The organism is Kitasatospora saccharophila, from assembly GCF_039529925.1.
Classification (GTDB): Bacteria; Actinomycetota; Actinomycetes; order Streptomycetales; family Streptomycetaceae; genus Kitasatospora; species Kitasatospora saccharophila.
Genome location: NZ_BAAANS010000106.1, coordinates 1 through 15,495, shown reverse-complemented (window position 1 = coordinate 15,495; position 15,495 = coordinate 1). Strand labels below are relative to the sequence as shown.

The window sequence follows — 15,495 nt, the reverse complement described above, 5'->3', positions numbered from 1 at the left end:
CCGGGGGGGCGGCCGCCGCGGCGGCGGGGGCGGGCACCAGCGGGGCGGGCACCAGCGGGACGGGGCGGGCGCGGGGCGCGGGGGCGGGTGCCCCGGCGGCGGGCAGCACCGCGACGGACGGCACCGCGACGGACGGCACCGCGACGGACGGCAGCGCGACGGACGGCAGCGCCCGGGGGGCGGGCGCGGGAGTCTCGGCGCCCTCCCTGGGGCGGGCCCAGCGCTCGATCCACTGCCGGTCCAGCACCCGGCGCTCGTCGGCCTCTCCGACCAGCTCCTCGGACTGGTTGAAGTCCCCGTCGGCGGCCTGCAGGGCCCACAGGTGGACGGCGACGCCGTGCTCCTTGGCGGAGGCGACGCCGGGCAGCAGGTCACCGTCGCCGGTGACCAGCACCACGTCGGCGCAGGCGTGGTTGCGGGCGAGTTCGCTGAGTTCGGCGTGCATCGCCGCGTCCACGCCCTTCTGCACCCAGCGGCCCTCGGCCTTGGTCAGCGCGCCGAGCCGGACGGTGACCCGGGGCAGCACCCGCAGTCGGCGGTGCTCGGGGGCGGGGCGGCGGTCGACGGCCGCGTCGAACCAGTAGATCCGCAGCAGCGGCAGGCCGGTCTCGGCCTCGGCGCGTTCGCGCAGGGCGGCGATCAGCACCGGGTGGTCGACGGCGATCCGGGGGCGGCCGGGATCCCCCGCGAGCAGGCTGGCGGCCGCGCCCAGCAGGTAGCCCGCGTCGACCAGGACGACGCAGCGGTCCATCTCCGGCACCTCCTCCTCGGCCCGGTCCGGCGGTGAGGGCTCCGCCCGGTGGTCCGGCGACCGTTGGGCACACCTTTACCCTCCGTTCGCCCGCCGAACCGCGCCCGTCCCGCCCGTCCCGCCGCCGGACCGGGCCGGGCCGCCGGCGGTCGACCCTGGATACTGGGACACCGTGCGGAAGAGTGCGGTGGCGTTGTGCGCGGTGGCGGCGGTCGGGGCGGTCGCCGTCGTCCTGGTGCCCGCGACCGCCCCGGAGTCCTCCAGCGGGGACGTCGAGCTGCTGTCCGTCTCGGTGGACGGCGGCCGGACGGTCGAGCTGGGCCCGGACGGGACCCGCACGGTGACGGTGGAGGTGACCGCGCGCGACGACTCGGGGATCCGCTCGGTCGACCCGGTCGGCCTGTGGGGGCCCAACTACGCGGCCCTGAAGGTCGGCCGGATGACCTGCGCGCCGCTCGACCCGGCCGGGACGACGGCCCGGTGCAGCGGCACGGCGACCGTCTCGGCGACCGCCCGGGCGCTCTTCGACGACCAGGCCGGCAGCTGGTTCGTCGACCTGCGGATCCGCGCCAACGACGGCGACCGCTACCTGTCGAAGAACGCGGCCGGCTTCTCGCTCAAGCACGCCGCCGGGTTCGACCGGACCGCGGCCCCGACCCGGGCGGCCCCCGGCGAGGCGGTCACCGTCCGGGCCCGGCTGCGGCGCGCCGAGTGGGACGGCAACACCGACGTGCCGCAGCAGGGCACCCTCGCCTACCTGCAGTTCCGTCCGGACGGCGGCGACACCTGGACCACCCTGGCGGTGGCCGGCACGGACGCCGGGGGCGAGCTGGCGCTGAACGTGCCCGCCCGGCTGTCGGGGACGTACCAGTGGTACGCGCCGGGCGACAAGTGGACGGCGGCCGCGCTGTCGGCGGAGCTGCCGGTGGCGGTCGACGGGCAGTCGGCGCACCCGGGCCAGTGAGCGCCCCCGGACGGCGCGACGGGCCCCCGGGTGCTTCCACCCGGGGGCCCGTCCGCGCGGGTCAGGCGCGCAGCTCGGCCGCGACCAGCTCGGCGATCTGCACGGCGTTGAGCGCCGCGCCCTTGCGCAGGTTGTCGTTGGACAGGAACAGCGACAGGCCGTGCTCGACGGTCTCGTCGGTGCGGATCCGGCCGACGTAGCTCGGGTCCTGGCCGGCCGCCTGCAGCGGGGTCGGGATGTCGGTCAGCGCGACGCCGGGGGCGTCGGCCAGCAGCTCGGTGGCCCGCTCGGGGCTGATCGGGCGGGCGAAGCGGGCGTTGACCTGCAACGAGTGGCCGGTGAAGACCGGGACGCGCACGCAGGTGCCGGAGACCTTGAGCTCGGGGATGCCGAGGATCTTGCGGCTCTCGTGGCGGAGCTTCTGCTCCTCGTCGGTCTCGTTGCTGCCGTCGTCGACGATCGACCCGGCGAGCGGGACGACGTTGAAGGCGATCGGGCGCTGGTAGACGCCGGGCGCCGGGTACTCGACGGCGGCGCCGTCGTGGACGAGCGCGGCGGCCCCGTCGACGACCTTGCGGGCCTGCTCGTGCAGCTCGGAGACGCCGGCCAGGCCGGAGCCGGAGACCGCCTGGTAGGTGGAGACCACCAGGGTGACCAGCTCGGACTCCTCGTGCAGCGGGCGCAGCACGGGCATCGCGGCCATGGTGGTGCAGTTCGGGTTGGCGATGATGCCCTTGGGGCGCTCGGTGATCGCGTCGGGGTTGACCTCGGCGACGACCAGCGGGACCTCGGGGTCGCGGCGCCAGGCGGAGGAGTTGTCGATGACGACGGCTCCGGCGGCGGCGACCTTGGGGGCCAGCTCCTTGGAGGTGGCGCCGCCCGCCGAGAAGATCACGATGTCCAGGCCGCTGTAGTCGGCCGTGGCGGCGTCCTCGACGGTGACCTCGGTGTCCTTCCAGGGCAGGGTGCGCCCCGCCGAGCGGGCCGAGGCGAACAGCCGCAGCTGCTCGACCGGGCCCAATCCACCAGTCAAATCAGCACGTTCCGCCAGGATCTCGCGGACCACGCCGCCGACCTGACCGGTGGCACCTACGATGCCGATCCTCATCCGTCTCTCCTCCTGCTACCGGTTGTGCCGGTTGTCCCGGCCCATCATGCCTTGTCAGAGCGGGTTTCGGCGGGGGTGTCCCAAAGCGTGAACGCTTGCCGTCCGCGGCGGAAATCCCTCCTGCGCAGGCCCTTCCCCGCCGGAAATCCTGCGTGCGATCCGGCTCTTCCCGGGTGTCCCCGGGAGCGGCCGCTCAGGCGTCCCCGAGGTCGTGCGCGAGCAGCGGCAGCCGCACCGCGGGCGTCGGGATGCGTCCGGCGCGGTGCAGCAGCGCCTTGAGCGCGGTCGGGTTGGGGCCGGCGAAGGCGGTCCGGGAGAGCGCGGCGAGTTCGGCGCCGAGCTTGCGGGCGAGCGCGGCGTCGCCGTCCTGCCAGGCCCGGTGCAGGGCGACGAAGCGGGCGGTCTCCAGGTGCGCGGAGGCCAGCACGCCGCCGTCCGCGCCGAGGGCCAGCATCGGGGAGAGGAACAGGTCGTCGCCGGCCAGCACGCCGCGCGGTCCGGCGGCCAGCAGGGCGACCGTCTCCTCGTCGATGCCGCCGGCCGCGTACTTGATCCCGGCCACGGCGGGCAGCGCGAGCAGGTCGAGCAGGGTGTCGGCGCCGAGCCGCTGCCCGGTGCGGTACGGGATGTGGTAGATCATCAGCGGCAGCGGGCTGGCCGCGGCCAGCGCCCGGAAGTGGGCCAGCACCCCGGCCTCGCCGGGGCGGACGAAGCCGGGGACGGCGACCAGCGCGGCGTCGGCCCGGCCGGCCAGCGCGGCCAGCGCCCCGGCGGTGCGGGCGGTGCCGCCGTGGCCGGCGCCGACGGTGAGCACGGCGCCGTGGGCGTCGGTGGCGCGGCGGCAGACCTCGATCACCGCGTCCTGTTCGGCGTCGGTCAGCGAGCCGGGTTCGCCGGTGGTGCCGAGGGCGACCAGGCCGGCCGCGCCGGCTTCCAGGCTGTCGTGGGCGAGCCGCTCCAGGGCGTCGAGGGCGAGCGCGCCGTCGGCGTCGAAGGGCGTGACCAGCGGGACGTGGATGCCGTGGAGTTCCATGCGGGAAGCCTGCCGGGCGGCGACCGTGCAGGTCCAGTTCACATTGCCGATGCTTCTCGTAAGCTGGGCCGATGCTCGATGTGCGAAGGCTGCGGTTGCTGCGCGAACTGGCCCACCAGGGGACGATCGCGGCGGTCGCGGAGGCGTTGTCGTTCAGCCCTTCGGCGGTGTCCCAGCAGCTGTCGGTGCTGGAGCGGGAGGCGGGGGTGCCGCTGCTGGAGCGGACCGGGCGGCGGGTGGCGCTGACCCCGGCGGGGCGGAACCTGGTGCGGCACACCGAGGCGGTGCTGGAGCTGTTGGAGCGGGCGGACGCCGAGCTGGCGCGCGCCCGGACCGGGCCGGCCGGGCCGCTGCGGATCGGCGCCTACCCGTCCGCGGTGCGCGCCCTGCTGCCCGCGGCGCTGGCCGAGCTGGCCTCCCGGCACCCGGAGCTGGAGGCGATGGTCAGCGAGGTGGACCCGGCGGCGGTGGCGGCCGCGCTGCGCGCGGGCGAGCTGGACGCGGCGCTGGTGCACGAGTACGACCTGGTGCCGGGCGAGCCGGAGGACGGGATCGCGCTGACCGGGCCGGTGTTCGCCGAGCCGCTGTACCTGGCGGCCCGCTCGGCGGGCGCCCTGGCCGGGCACCGGGACAGCCCGTGGATCACCTCCCCGCCCGGGACGCTCTGCCACACGATGGTCCAACGGGTGTGCCAGTCCGCCGGGTTCGGCCCGCGGGTGCGCCACCGGGTGGACGACTTCGCCGCCCAGCTGGCCCTGGTCGCGGTCGGCCAGGGGGTGGCGCTGGTGCCGCACCTGGGCATCGGCGACTGCCCGCCGGGCGTGGTGCTGACCCGGGTGGCGCTGGTGCCGCACCTGGGCATCGGCGACTGCCCGCCGGGCGTGGTGCTGACCCGGCTGCCGCTGTACCGGCGCACCCGCACCGCGTTCCGGGCCGGCGGCGCCGCCCACCCGGCGGTGGCGGCCTTCGCGGCGGCCCTGCACGCGGCGGTGCCCGCCGAACTCCGTTCGGCCTGACCTTCCCGCCGTTCACGGACGGTCGCTAGCCTTCCGGCATGCATCAGTTGAACGAGCAGCAGGAACAGCCGGGCCGGTTCGGCGCGGACGCCACGGTGGAGGTCCGGGCCGAGGGCGTGGGCCGGGTGCGCACCGAGTACGCGCCGGACCACGACGGCGACCCGGACCCGGGCGAGATCGTCTGGACGTGGGTGCCGTACGAGGAGAACGACGGGCGGGGCAAGGACCGGCCGGTGCTGGTGGTGGCCCGGGAGGCGGGCGGCTCGCTGCTGACGGTGATGCTGTCCAGCAAGGGCCACGACGACGACCGGGACTGGGTGCCGCTGGGCGCGGGGCCGTGGGACCGCAGCGGGCGGGACTCCTGGGTGGCGCTGGACCGGGTGTTCCGGGTCCGCGACGGCGGGATGCGGCGCGAGGCGTGCGCGCTGGACCGGGCCCGGTTCCAGCTGGTGGTCGACGCGCTGCGGCACCGCTACCGCTGGCAGTGAGCGGGCCGGGGCGGGGCCGGGCCGGGTAACGATTGTCGGATCGTTCTTCCCCGGTCCGCCCGCTGCCGGTACAACGGCTCCAGGAATCCCCACAGTTGAGCTGGAGTCGTACGCATGAGCAGCAGCACCCCTCCCGGCTACGGGTCTCCGCAGGAGCCGTACGGCCAGTACCCGCAAGGCGCGGGGCTTCCGGGCTGGCTCGCCCAGACCCCGCCCGGCGGGCAGCCCGCCCCGGGCACCCGGGTGCTGGCCGCGCCGCTGGACCGCTTCCTGGCCCGCCTGATCGACGTCGCGGTCCTGCTCGTCCCGCTGGTCATCGTCAACCTGATCGCGCCGAGCCTCTACCTCTACTACGTGCTCGCCGCCGTCGTCATGGTCGGCTACGAGGCCGCCATGCTGCTGACCCAGCACGGCCAGACCGTCGGCAAGAAGGCCATGCGGCTCCGCGTGGTCAGCGCGGCCCACGGCGGCCGCCCGACCGACAACGAGCTGTGGACCCGGGCCGGCGTCTACGGCGGGCCGGTCCTGGTCCCGTTCGTCGGCGGCCTGTTCTCGCTGGTCAACTGCCTGTCCCTGCTGTGGGACAAGCCGCTGCAGCAGTGCTTCCACGACAAGGCCGCCAAGACCCTGGTGGTCAAGGAGGGCTGACCCGGCCCGCGCGGGCGGGGCTCGGCCGGAGCCCCGCCCGCGGTCTCAGCTCGCCAGGCAGCTCGGTCCGAGCAGCTGCTTGAGGTCGCCGAACAGCGCCGGGTCGGACTTCACCCGGTGCCGGTCCAGCCGCAGCACCACCGTCTTGGTCTCCCCGCGCAGGTGGACGTGCACCTCAGTGCTGCCCTTGTGGTGGACGAGCACCTCGCGGAGCCGGCCGACGATCGGCGGGGTCAGCCGGTCCTCCGGCACGGTGATCACGATCGGCAGCTGCGCCGCGAGGTTGTTCAGGTCGGGCACCGACAGCTCCATGCCCATCAGCCGCGGCACGTCCTCCCGCTTGTCGACCTTGCCGCGGACGAACACCACGGCGTCCTCGACCAGTTGCGAGGAGACCAGCTGGTAGCTGGCCGGGAAGAACATGCAGTCGATCGAGCCCGCCAGGTCCTCGACGGTGGCGATCGCCCAGGCGTTGCCCTGCTTGGTCATCTTGCGCTGCAGGCCGGAGATGATGCCGCCGATGGTCACCATCGAGCCGTCCGGCCGCTCGGCCAGGTCGGCGACCGCGCAGTCCGCCTTGTCGGCGAGCACGTGCTCGATGCCGTGCAGCGGGTGCGAGGAGACGTACAGGCCGAGCATCTCGCGCTCCTGGGTGAGCAGGAAGGGCTTCTCCCACTCCTCCTCGGAGAACACCACGTCCAGTCCGAAGGACGGCTCGTCCGAGACGGCGTCGCCCCCGCTGTGCCCGATGTCAGCGGAGCTGAAGAGGTCGAACTGGCCCTCGGCCTCCTTGCGCTTGATCCCGACCACGTTGTCGATCATCGGCTCGAACTGGGCGCTCAGGCCCTTGCGGGTGTGCCCGAGCGAGTCGAACGACCCGGCCTTGATCAGCGATTCGACGGTGCGCTTGTTGCACACCACCGATTCGACCTTCTCCAGGAAGTCCGGGAACGAGGTGTACTTCCCCTTGGCCTTCCGGGTGCGGATCATCGACTCCACCACCGGCCCGCCGACGTTGCGGATCGCGGTCAGGCCGAACCGGACGGTCTCGCTGCCGTGCGGGGTGAAGTCGGCGTCCGACTCGTTGACGTCCGGCGGGAGCACCTGGATGCCCATCTTGCGGCACTCGTTGAGGTAGACCGCGGACTTGTCCTTGTCGTCCTTGACCGAGGTGAGCAGCGCCGACATGTACTCGGCCGGGTAGTTGGCCTTCAGGTAGGCCGTCCAGTACGAGACCAGCCCGTAGCCGGCGGTGTGCGCCTTGTTGAAGGCGTAGCCGGAGAACGGGACGAGCACGTCCCAGACCGCCTGGATCGCCGCGTCCGAGTAGCCGCGCTCCCGGCAGCCGCGCTGGAACGGGACGAACTCGGCCTCCAGGATCTCCTTCTTCTTCTTGCCCATCGCGCGGCGCAGCAGGTCGGCCTGGCCGAGCGAGTAGCCGGCCAGGATCTGCGCGGCCTTCTGCACCTGCTCCTGGTAGACGATCAGGCCGTAGGTGGGCTCCAGGATCTCCTTGAGCGGCTCGGCCAGTTCGGGGTGGATCGGGGTGATCTCCTGCTGGCCGTTCTTGCGCAGCGCGTAGTTGGTGTGCGAGTTGACGCCCATCGGGCCGGGCCGGTAGAGCGCCAGGACGGCGGAGATGTCCTCGAAGTTGTCGGGCTTCATCAGGCGCAGCAGCGAGCGCATCGGGCCGCCGTCGAGCTGGAAGACGCCCAGCGTGTCGCCGCGGGCCAGCAGTTCGTAGGCGGGCTTGTCGTCCAGCGGGAGCTGGAGCAGCTCGATCTTGACGCCCTTGTTCTTCTCGATCGCCTTGACCGCGTCGTCCATGATGGTCAGGTTGCGCAGGCCGAGGAAGTCCATCTTGAGGAGCCCGAGGCCCTCGCAGGTGGGGTAGTCGAACTGGGTGATGGTGACGCCGTCGGTGTGCCGGGTCCAGACCGGGATGTGGTCGGTCAGCGGCTCGGCGGACATGATCACGCCGGCCGCGTGCACGCCGGGCTGCCGGATCAGGCCCTCGATGCCGCGCGCGGTGTCGATCACCTTGCGGACGTCGGGGTCGTTCTCGTACAGGGCGCGGATCTCGCCCGCCTCGCCGTAGCGCGGGTGCGAGGAGTCGGTGATGCCGGACAGCGGGATGCCCTTGCCCATCACGTCCGGCGGCATCGCCTTGGTGATCCGGTCGCCCATCGCGTACGGGTAGCCCAGGACCCGGGAGGAGTCCTTGATGGCGGCCTTCGCCTTGATGGTGCCGTACGTGACGATCATGGCGACCTTGTCGGAGCCCCACTTCTCGGTCACGTAGCGGATCACGTCGCCGCGCCGGCGCTCGTCGAAGTCGATGTCGACGTCGGGCATCGAGACGCGCTCGGGGTTGAGGAAGCGCTCGAAGATCAGGCCGTGCGGGATCGGGTCGAGGTCGGTGATGCCCATCGCGTAGGCGACCAGCGAGCCGGCCGCCGAGCCGCGGCCCGGGCCGACCGCGATGCCCTGGCTCTTGGCCCACATGATGAAGTCGGCGACCACCAGGAAGTACGCCGGGAACCCCATCTGGACGATGGTGTCCATCTCGTACTCGGCGAGCTTGCGGTGCTCCTCGTCGTAGCCGCCCGGGAAGCGCCAGTCCATGCCCTCCCAGACCTTGGACCGGAAGAAGTCCGCCTCGGACGCGAAGCCCTCCGGGATCGGGAAGCGCGGCATCAGGTTCTTGAACTCGAACATGCCGGCGGTGTCGACCCGCTGGGCGACCAGCAGCTGGCTGTTGCGGCAGCCCTCCTGCCAGATGTCCGAGCCGTCCAGGCCGTACATCTCGGCGGCCGACTTGATGTAGTAGCCGGTGCCGTCGAACCGGAAGCGGTCCGGGTCGGAGAGGTTCTTGCCGGTCTGCACGCAGAGCAGCAGGTCGTGGGCGCCCGCGTCGCCCTCGGTGGTGTAGTGCGAGTCGTTGGTGACGACCGGCGGGATGCCCAGCTTCCGGCTGATCTCGACCAGTCCGTCGCGGACCCGCTTCTCGATCTCCAGGCCGTGGTCCATGAGCTCCAGGAAGTAGTTCTCCTTGCCGAAGATCTCCTGGTACTCGGCCGCCGACCGGACCGCCTCGTCGAACTGCCCCAGCCGCAGCCGGGTCTGCACCTCGCCGGACGGGCAGCCGGTGGTGGCCATCAGGCCCGCCGCGTGCTCGGCGATGATCTCCTTGTCCATCCGGGGCCACTTCACCAGCCAGCCCTCCGCGTAGGAGCGCGAGGTCAGCTTGAAGAGGTTGTGCAGGCCCTCCTTGTCCCGGGCCCAGATGGTCTTGTGGGTGTAGGCGCCGGACGCCGAGACGTCGTCCTTCTTCTGGTGCGGCTGCCCCCACAGGATCCGCTTGGTGTTCGTCCGCGACTCCGGGGCCACGTACGCCTCGATGCCGATCACCGGGGTGATGCCCGCCGCGACGGCCTGCTTGTGGAACTCGGCCGCGCCGTACATGTTGCCGTGGTCGGTCATCGCCACGTGGCTCTGCCCGAGCCGCTCGACCTCCTTGAACAACTGCTTCAGCCGGGCTGCGCCGTCCAGCATCGAGTACTCGGTGTGGACGTGCAGGTGCGCGTACGGCTGGTCGCTCAAGGCGGGGCCTCCGGGGTCCTGGGAGAGGGCTGAAACACGTGAGGCCCGAGCCACCACCAGGGCTCGGACCACGGCTTCCGGGATCGCGCCCCCGAGTCTAATCCTCCCCTCCGGCCCCATCCTCCCCCCACGCGGCGGCCCGGCTGTCCTGACGGCCTGTTAGCTTGGGCCACCCCCGCACGCCCCCCAGGAGGCCCCGCGATGCCCGCCGCCCGCACCCTCTCCGACCGCGAGCTGACCGCCTCCTACTTCGCCCGCCAACTGCTGCACCGCACCGAGCGGCCGTCCGCCGCCGGGGCGGTGGCCCGGCTGGCCGCGCTGCAGGCCCAGTACTCCCCCTCGCCGCACCTGGCGCTGTGGACCCGGCTGCCCGGCTTCGAGCACCGGGAGCTGGAGGCGGCGCTGCTGGACGGCACGGTGGTCAAGTCGACGCTGATGCGCGGCACCCTGCACCTGGTGGCCGGGGCCGACTACGGGCACCTGGCGGCGGCCTGGCGCGGCCGCTGGCTGACCGAACTGCGCGGCCGGCACCGGGACGCCGACCTGGACGAGGCCGCCCTGGAAGCCTCGCTGCGGGCCTTCGCCGCCGTCCCGCGCAGCGCGGACGAGCTGCGCGAGCACACCGCCGCGGCCTCCGGCGGCCGGGTCCGCGCCGCGGACCTGCTGCACTACCCGCGGGCGCTGCTCCCGCTGGTGCACGTCGCCCCGTCCGGGCACTGGCGGGCGCACGGCAAGCCGCGGATGGTGCTGTGGGCGGGCGAGCTGCCGCCCGAGCCGGCCGCCACCGCGCGGCTGGCGCGCCGCTACCTGGCGGGCTACGGCCCGGCCTCGCGCGCCGACCTCGCGCACTTCACCGGCCTGCGGCTGCGCCAACTCGACCCGGCGCTGGCCGAGCTGGACGGGGCGGGCGAGCTGGTCCGCTACCGGGCCGAGGACGGCCGCGAGCTGCTCGACCTGCCCGGCGCCCCGCCGCCGTCCGACCCGGGCGGCGAGCTGCCGGTGCGCTTCCTGCCGAAGTGGGACGCCGCGCTGCTCTCGCACGCCGACCGCACCCGGATGCTGCCCGCCGAGATCCACCAGCGGGTCTACCGGGCGGTCAACGGCACCCTGCTGGCCTCCTACCTGGTGGACGGGCTGGTGGCGGGCGTCTGGGAGCACGCCCGCTCGGGCGGCGCGGCCGTGCTCACCCTGACCCCGCTGCTGCCGCACGGCCGCCGCCCGGAACTGGAGCGGGAGGGCGAACGGCTGCTGGCCTTCCTGGAGCCGGACGCGGAGCGCCGCCGGGTGGTGTTCGCGTCCTGAGGCGCGGCGCTCGGCCCCGCCCGCCCGGCTCAGCCCTGCCCGTCCAGCTCCGCCAGGAAGGCCAGCGCGGCCGCCCAGGTCCGCTCGGCGGCCTCGGCGTCGTGGTCGGGCAGGTCGGCGTCGGTGTACAGGTGCCCGGCGCCCCGGTAGCGGTGCACCTCGACGTCGGCGCCGGCCCGGGTCATCCACAGGTACCAGGTGTTCAGCCAGTCGTCGGACTCGAACGGGTCGGGTTCGGCGACGTGCAGCTGCACCGGGATCTCGGTGGCGGCGTTCTCGCGCAGGTCCGAAGTGCCGTGGAAGAGCACCAGGCCGCGGGCCTGCTCGTCGGCGAGCGCCAGGTTCTGCGCCAGCGACCCGCCGAGCGAGAACCCGGCGTACACCAGCCCGCCCTCGACCGGCAGCAGCGGGGCGACGGCGCCGACGGCCCGGCGCAGCAGTTCGTCGTTGCCGACCTCGTCGCGGTACGCCATGCCCTCCTCCAGGTCGTCGAAGGTCTTCCCCTCGTACAGGTCGGGGGTGTGCACGGTGTGCCCGGCGGCGCGCAGCCGATCGGCGGCCGCGGTGACGGCGGGGCGCAGGCCGTACGCGGAGTGGAACAGGACGATCTCGGCCACGGGTCGGGCTCCTCGGTGCTGCGGGTGCGGTCCCCCCATGATCGCCCATCGGGGGACGCGCGGCGGCCCGGCCCACCGGTGCGGTGGGCCGGGCCGTTCGGTGCGGGACGGGCTCAGAAGCTCGCGCTGACGGTGGCGCCGGCGAAGTCCTGGGCGGCGTGGAGGCTGACGTAGTTCCAGCCCGCGGTGGGGTTGGCGACGGTCAGGGTCTCGGTGTTGCCACTGCTGGTGGACTTGGCGGTGTTGGCGCCGGTGGTGGCCCAGGTGCTGCCGTTGTAGTACAGGTCGGCGTTGCCGGTGCCGCCGGAGGCGTTGATCTTCAGGCTGGCGGTGCCGGCCGGCACGTACACGTAGAAGTACGCGTAGTCGCCCTTGACGGCCGAGACGTTGCTGCGGACGCAGCCGTTGTCGAGCTGGCGGGTGTCGGCGGCGGTGCACTCGCCGCCGGTGTTGCCGGGCGGGGTGGTGGCGGTGCCGTTGGCGGCGGTGATGGTGACGCCTGCGAAGGACTGGTTGCCCGCGGCGTAGAGGCTGACGTAGTTCCAGCCCGCGGTGGGGTTGGCGACGGTCAGGGTCTCGGTGTTGCCGCTGCTGGTGGACTTGGCGGTGTTGGCGCCGGTGGTGGCCCAGGTGGCGCCGTTGTAGTACAGGTCGGCGTTGCCGGTGCCGCCGCTGGAGCTGACGGTCAGGTTGGCCGTGCCGGCCGGGACCCACACGTAGAAGTAGGAGTAGTCGCCGGCGGCCGCGGCGGCGTCCTTGCGGCTGCAGCCGAGGTCGAGCTGCTGCGGGCTGGCGGCGGTGCAGTCGCCGCCGGGGGTGGTGGGCGGGTTGGTGCTGGAGCCGGTGCCGCAGGCGCCGGTGTTGCAGGCGGTCAGCCAGGTGTTGAAGTCGGCGTCGTAGCGGGTGCCGATGGTGGTCTTGAGGATGCTGCGGGCGCCGTTCCAGTCGCCGGTGCGGTACTTGGCGAGCACGGCGTCCATGTCGGAGCGGTGCTGCTCCAGCATGTAGCGGACGGCCAGGTAGCCCCAGCTGTAGATCCGGGTCTGGTCGGCGTTCTCGTAGGTGGTGTCGAACAGGGTGGACAGCGGGTAGGTGTGCTGGCCCGCCTGGTCGATCGCGCCGGTGTCGTCGGCGCCGCGGTAGCCGTAGTTGACGTACTCGGCGAAGCCCTCGACCCACCAGACGGTCGGGGTGGTCAGACCGGCGTCGAAGTCGCCGTACATGTCGAACCGGCCGTCGAGGAAGTGGGTGTACTCGTGGTTGAGGTTCCAGATCTGGAAGTCCGGGCGGACCCACTCGGCCTCGTAGGCGATGAACCGCGGCTGGTTGCCGGCCGCGGTCGGGTCGCCCTCCAGGTACATGCCGCCGTTGTTGGTGGAGATGCCGAAGATGACGCCGGCGTACTTCTGGTAGTCGCTGCTGGAGTGGAAGACCACCACGTCGATGGTGGTGTTCCGGTCGTCGGCGACCGGCCCGTTGTCCTTGGCCACGTTGTGGAAGTACGCGTCCTGGCCCTTGAGGCTGGTGCAGGCGGTGGCGAGCTGGTCGGCGGTGAGCGACTGGGCGATGATGTCGATGCTGTCGCTGCAGGTGTGGTTGACGGTCAGCACGGCGGCCTTCACCCGGTCCACCAGGTCGCAGGTGCCGTAGTACGAGCAGTTCGCCTTGTCGTAGCTGTCGGTCATCTCGGCCAGGCCGACCCACAGCGAGGCGGTGCTCCCGGTGATCGAGCTCTGGTCGAGCAGGCCCTTCACCTGCGGGCGGACGGTCGGCTGCAGGTCCGCGTACTGCAGGAAGCGGCCCAGTTCGCGGCCCGCGTTGGCGACCAGGAAGTCGTTGTTCCCGCCGAGCAGGCCGAGGTTGCGGGCGGCGAAGGACCGCAGGGCGTCCAGGGCCGCCGGGTCCGCCTTGACGGCGGGCAGGAAGTCGCTGTTCTGGTGGCCGCGCCAGTACACCGTGAAGGTGTTGTTGACGGCGTTGACCATGTACCAGGACGAGTCGTAGCTGCTGTCGTAGCCGTTCAGCAGCCGCTCGACGACCTTCAGGTAGCGGGCGTTCTCCAGCGAGCTGTCGATCAGGGTGACGGCCTCGCCCAGCGTCTCGCCGTTGGCGTCGGTGACGTCCCGCGAGTGCGCGCCGGCGAAGAAGGCGTCCAGGCCGCCCTCGATCGCGCCCTTCAGGCTGCTGCCGTAGGTGCCCACCACGTCCGCGTTGTACCACTGCACGTAGTAGCCGGCCCGCAGGTAGAGCACGATCTGGTGCGCCGAGGTGGAGTTGTCGCCCGGGTACGCGGCGGACGCGTCGCGCAGCGCGTTGGCGACGGTGACCATCTGGGACTCGTTGAACGCCGCCTTGGCGTCGTTCCCCTTGAGCAGGAACAGCGAGTTGACGCAGTCGACGGTGGAGGACTTGATCTGCGTCACCAGTGCCGCGCCGGTGCGGCCGGTGAAGTCGGCGGCGTCGCAGGTGGTGGTGGCGGCCGGCACGTCGCCCGGCAGGCCGCCGGGAGCGCCCCCGGTCGCCAGCGGGGGCCGCTTGCCGGCGTCCGAGCGGACGTTGCTGGCGGAGTCCTTGCGGCGCTCGGCCGCCGCCGAGTTCAGCGGCGCCTCCTTGCCCGCCTTGGCCGCCCGGTCGGCCTTCAGGGCCTGGTCGGACTTCTCGGACTTGGCCGGCTTCCGGTCGGCCGGACCGGCCGCCCGGGCTCCCGGCGCCAGCGCGCCGAGGAACCCGAGGGCCATACAGAGGGACAACAACAGACTCAGCGTCCGTCCTGCGGACGCGAGGGTCATCCGGAAGGTTCGCACGTGGGGGCCTCCGGGCCGATATGACGCCGCGCTTGGGGACGCGGCGGAGGGTCGGTGGCCGCCGAGATGCCCCTCGACGGCCGGTGACATGTACAATTACACATGTCACCTGTCACCGAAAGACCCCCGGTGCAAGTCGACTGCCGGCCATAACCCCGGCGGGCGCCCCCGCCGCCGGCCCGCTACCCAGACAGCCGCCCGGCCAGCTCCGGCAGGTCCGCGACGAACCACAGCTGCAGGCCCCGGTTGCTCTCCCGGACGAAGTCGCGCAGCGCGTCCGACGCCGCCACCCGCTCCGCGACGTCCCCCACCACCGCCAGCCCCATCCGGTACTGCGCGAACTTCTGCACCACCGCCCCCGCGACGCCGCTGCGCAGCCGGAAGAACTCCGGATCCAACCGCTCCACCGGCAGCACCACCCAGGACGCCCCCCGGTAGGACGCGTCCCCCAGCAGGTCCAGCGCCTGCCGCTCCCCCGCCACCACCTCCCCCTCGGCCGGCGCCACCATCACCGGCACCCCGCCCAGCTCCCGGATCTCCGTCACCGCATGCCTCCCGCCAACTCGTCGATCAACGCCAACACTTCGGACACCCGCCGCGGCGGCCCCAGCACCACGAACCGCAACGCGCTCCGCTCCTCCTCCCGCACCGCCTGCACCCACAACGGCCGCGATCCCCCCGACCACGCCGACGCCGCCGCCAACACCCCCGTCACCAACCGGTCCGCGTCCCGCGCCCCCACCCCGTCCACCTGCACCACCGCCGAGACCTCCACCCGGGACGGCCCCACCGGCACCCCGCCCCCCGTGAACGCCTCCACCTCCGCCCGGGCGATCCGGTACTGCTTCCCGATCCGCACCGCCTTGAGCTTCCCGTCCCGCACGTACCCCCGCACGGTCTTCACGTGCAGCCCGAGCAGCTCCGCCACGTCCTCGACGGAGTAGAAATCGTTCATTCCCTATCCTTCCCTATCCCTCCCCAAAGTACAGCCAAATAGAGAACAACCCACCCCGCCACGCCGCCCCATGCCTCACCTTCCCCCTCGCCCCCTCTTCTGCTCCCCCTCCCCGCTCTCCCCTCCGCCCCCTCCCCCGCCCCTCCCCCTCTCCCCCTCCTTCTCCTTCCTTCTCTCCGCCCCCGCTCCCCTCCTCCGCCCCTCCC

General features: G+C 73.0%; 13 protein-coding genes. 5 read left to right on the top strand and 8 right to left on the bottom strand.

What is annotated here, in order from left to right; all coding sequences use genetic code 11:
- On the bottom strand, positions 1 to 751 hold a 751-nt coding region (locus tag ABD345_RS38415), incomplete at its 3' end, for an NYN domain-containing protein (protein ID WP_344559224.1).
- Between the two features lie 172 nt (positions 752 to 923).
- Here ABD345_RS38415 and ABD345_RS38410 point away from each other — a divergent pair.
- Positions 924 to 1,715 (top strand): hypothetical protein, encoded by a 792-nt coding sequence (locus tag ABD345_RS38410; protein WP_344559223.1) that lies wholly within the window; start codon positions 924 to 926, stop codon positions 1,713 to 1,715.
- A gap of 61 nt (positions 1,716 to 1,776) precedes the next feature.
- Here ABD345_RS38410 and ABD345_RS38405 read toward each other — a convergent pair whose 3' ends face one another.
- Complete coding sequence (locus ABD345_RS38405; RefSeq protein WP_344559222.1) at positions 1,777 to 2,823, bottom strand: aspartate-semialdehyde dehydrogenase; 1,047 nt, start codon at positions 2,821 to 2,823, stop codon at positions 1,777 to 1,779.
- A gap of 193 nt (positions 2,824 to 3,016) precedes the next feature.
- Positions 3,017 to 3,856: a dihydrodipicolinate synthase family protein gene (locus ABD345_RS38400; protein ID WP_344559221.1), complete on the bottom strand. Its 840-nt coding sequence runs from the start codon at positions 3,854 to 3,856 to the stop codon at positions 3,017 to 3,019.
- A 71-nt stretch (positions 3,857 to 3,927) separates the two neighbouring features.
- Here ABD345_RS38400 and ABD345_RS38395 point away from each other — a divergent pair, with 71 nt between their 5' ends.
- From ABD345_RS38395 to ABD345_RS38385, 3 genes are all read left to right on the top strand, one after another.
- Positions 3,928 to 4,872 (top strand): LysR family transcriptional regulator, encoded by a 945-nt coding sequence (locus ABD345_RS38395; protein ID WP_344559220.1) that lies wholly within the window; start codon positions 3,928 to 3,930, stop codon positions 4,870 to 4,872.
- 38 nt (positions 4,873 to 4,910) lie between these two features.
- Positions 4,911 to 5,360: a type II toxin-antitoxin system PemK/MazF family toxin gene (locus ABD345_RS38390; protein ID WP_344559219.1), complete on the top strand. Its 450-nt coding sequence runs from the start codon at positions 4,911 to 4,913 to the stop codon at positions 5,358 to 5,360.
- Between the two features lie 114 nt (positions 5,361 to 5,474).
- The gene (locus tag ABD345_RS38385) at positions 5,475 to 6,008 is read left to right on the top strand and encodes an RDD family protein (protein ID WP_344559218.1); all 534 of its coding nucleotides are present in this window, start codon (positions 5,475 to 5,477) and stop codon (positions 6,006 to 6,008) included.
- Between the two features lie 45 nt (positions 6,009 to 6,053).
- On the opposite strand, the gene dnaE is transcribed toward ABD345_RS38385, so the two are convergent.
- Positions 6,054 to 9,611 (bottom strand): DNA polymerase III subunit alpha, encoded by a 3,558-nt coding sequence (dnaE, locus tag ABD345_RS38380; RefSeq protein ID WP_344559216.1) that lies wholly within the window; start codon positions 9,609 to 9,611, stop codon positions 6,054 to 6,056.
- A 201-nt stretch (positions 9,612 to 9,812) separates the two neighbouring features.
- Here dnaE and ABD345_RS38375 point away from each other — a divergent pair, with 201 nt between their 5' ends.
- Positions 9,813 to 10,913 (top strand): winged helix DNA-binding domain-containing protein, encoded by a 1,101-nt coding sequence (locus tag ABD345_RS38375; RefSeq protein WP_344559214.1) that lies wholly within the window; start codon positions 9,813 to 9,815, stop codon positions 10,911 to 10,913.
- 29 nt (positions 10,914 to 10,942) lie between these two features.
- Here ABD345_RS38375 and ABD345_RS38370 read toward each other — a convergent pair whose 3' ends face one another.
- The 4 genes from ABD345_RS38370 to ABD345_RS38355 all read right to left on the bottom strand — a co-directional run bounded on the left by ABD345_RS38370 (position 10,943) and on the right by ABD345_RS38355 (position 15,289).
- On the bottom strand, positions 10,943 to 11,569 hold the full coding sequence (locus tag ABD345_RS38370; RefSeq protein ID WP_344559212.1) for a dienelactone hydrolase family protein: 627 nt from the start codon (positions 11,567 to 11,569) through the stop codon (positions 10,943 to 10,945).
- 74 nt (positions 11,570 to 11,643) lie between these two features.
- Entirely contained in the window at positions 11,644 to 14,268 is a 2,625-nt protein-coding gene (locus ABD345_RS38365; protein ID WP_344559210.1) for a collagenase, read from the bottom strand.
- Positions 14,269 to 14,516: 248 nt separating this feature from the next.
- On the bottom strand, positions 14,517 to 14,879 hold the full coding sequence (locus tag ABD345_RS38360) for a DUF4180 domain-containing protein (protein WP_344559208.1): 363 nt from the start codon (positions 14,877 to 14,879) through the stop codon (positions 14,517 to 14,519).
- Positions 14,876 to 15,289: a helix-turn-helix domain-containing protein gene (locus ABD345_RS38355; protein ID WP_344559206.1), complete on the bottom strand. Its 414-nt coding sequence runs from the start codon at positions 15,287 to 15,289 to the stop codon at positions 14,876 to 14,878. Before ABD345_RS38355 ends, ABD345_RS38360 begins: the two co-directional genes overlap by 4 nt.
- Positions 15,290 to 15,495 lie beyond the last annotated feature (206 nt).

What these genes read in the sequence shown, in the direction of transcription:
- ABD345_RS38405 (WP_344559222.1), bottom strand. Translation starts at nt 2,823, where the DNA reads ATGAGGATCGGCATCGTAGGTGCCACCGGTCAGGTCGGCGGCGTGGTC.
- ABD345_RS38400 (WP_344559221.1), bottom strand. Translation starts at nt 3,856, where the DNA reads ATGGAACTCCACGGCATCCACGTCCCGCTGGTCACGCCCTTCGACGCC.
- ABD345_RS38395 (WP_344559220.1), top strand. Translation starts at nt 3,928, where the DNA reads ATGCTCGATGTGCGAAGGCTGCGGTTGCTGCGCGAACTGGCCCACCAG.
- ABD345_RS38390 (WP_344559219.1), top strand. Translation starts at nt 4,911, where the DNA reads ATGCATCAGTTGAACGAGCAGCAGGAACAGCCGGGCCGGTTCGGCGCG.
- ABD345_RS38385 (WP_344559218.1), top strand. Translation starts at nt 5,475, where the DNA reads ATGAGCAGCAGCACCCCTCCCGGCTACGGGTCTCCGCAGGAGCCGTAC.
- ABD345_RS38375 (WP_344559214.1), top strand. Translation starts at nt 9,813, where the DNA reads ATGCCCGCCGCCCGCACCCTCTCCGACCGCGAGCTGACCGCCTCCTAC.
- ABD345_RS38370 (WP_344559212.1), bottom strand. Translation starts at nt 11,569, where the DNA reads ATGGGGGGACCGCACCCGCAGCACCGAGGAGCCCGACCCGTGGCCGAG.
- ABD345_RS38365 (WP_344559210.1), bottom strand. Translation starts at nt 14,268, where the DNA reads ATGGCCCTCGGGTTCCTCGGCGCGCTGGCGCCGGGAGCCCGGGCGGCC.
- ABD345_RS38355 (WP_344559206.1), bottom strand. Translation starts at nt 15,289, where the DNA reads ATGAACGATTTCTACTCCGTCGAGGACGTGGCGGAGCTGCTCGGGCTG.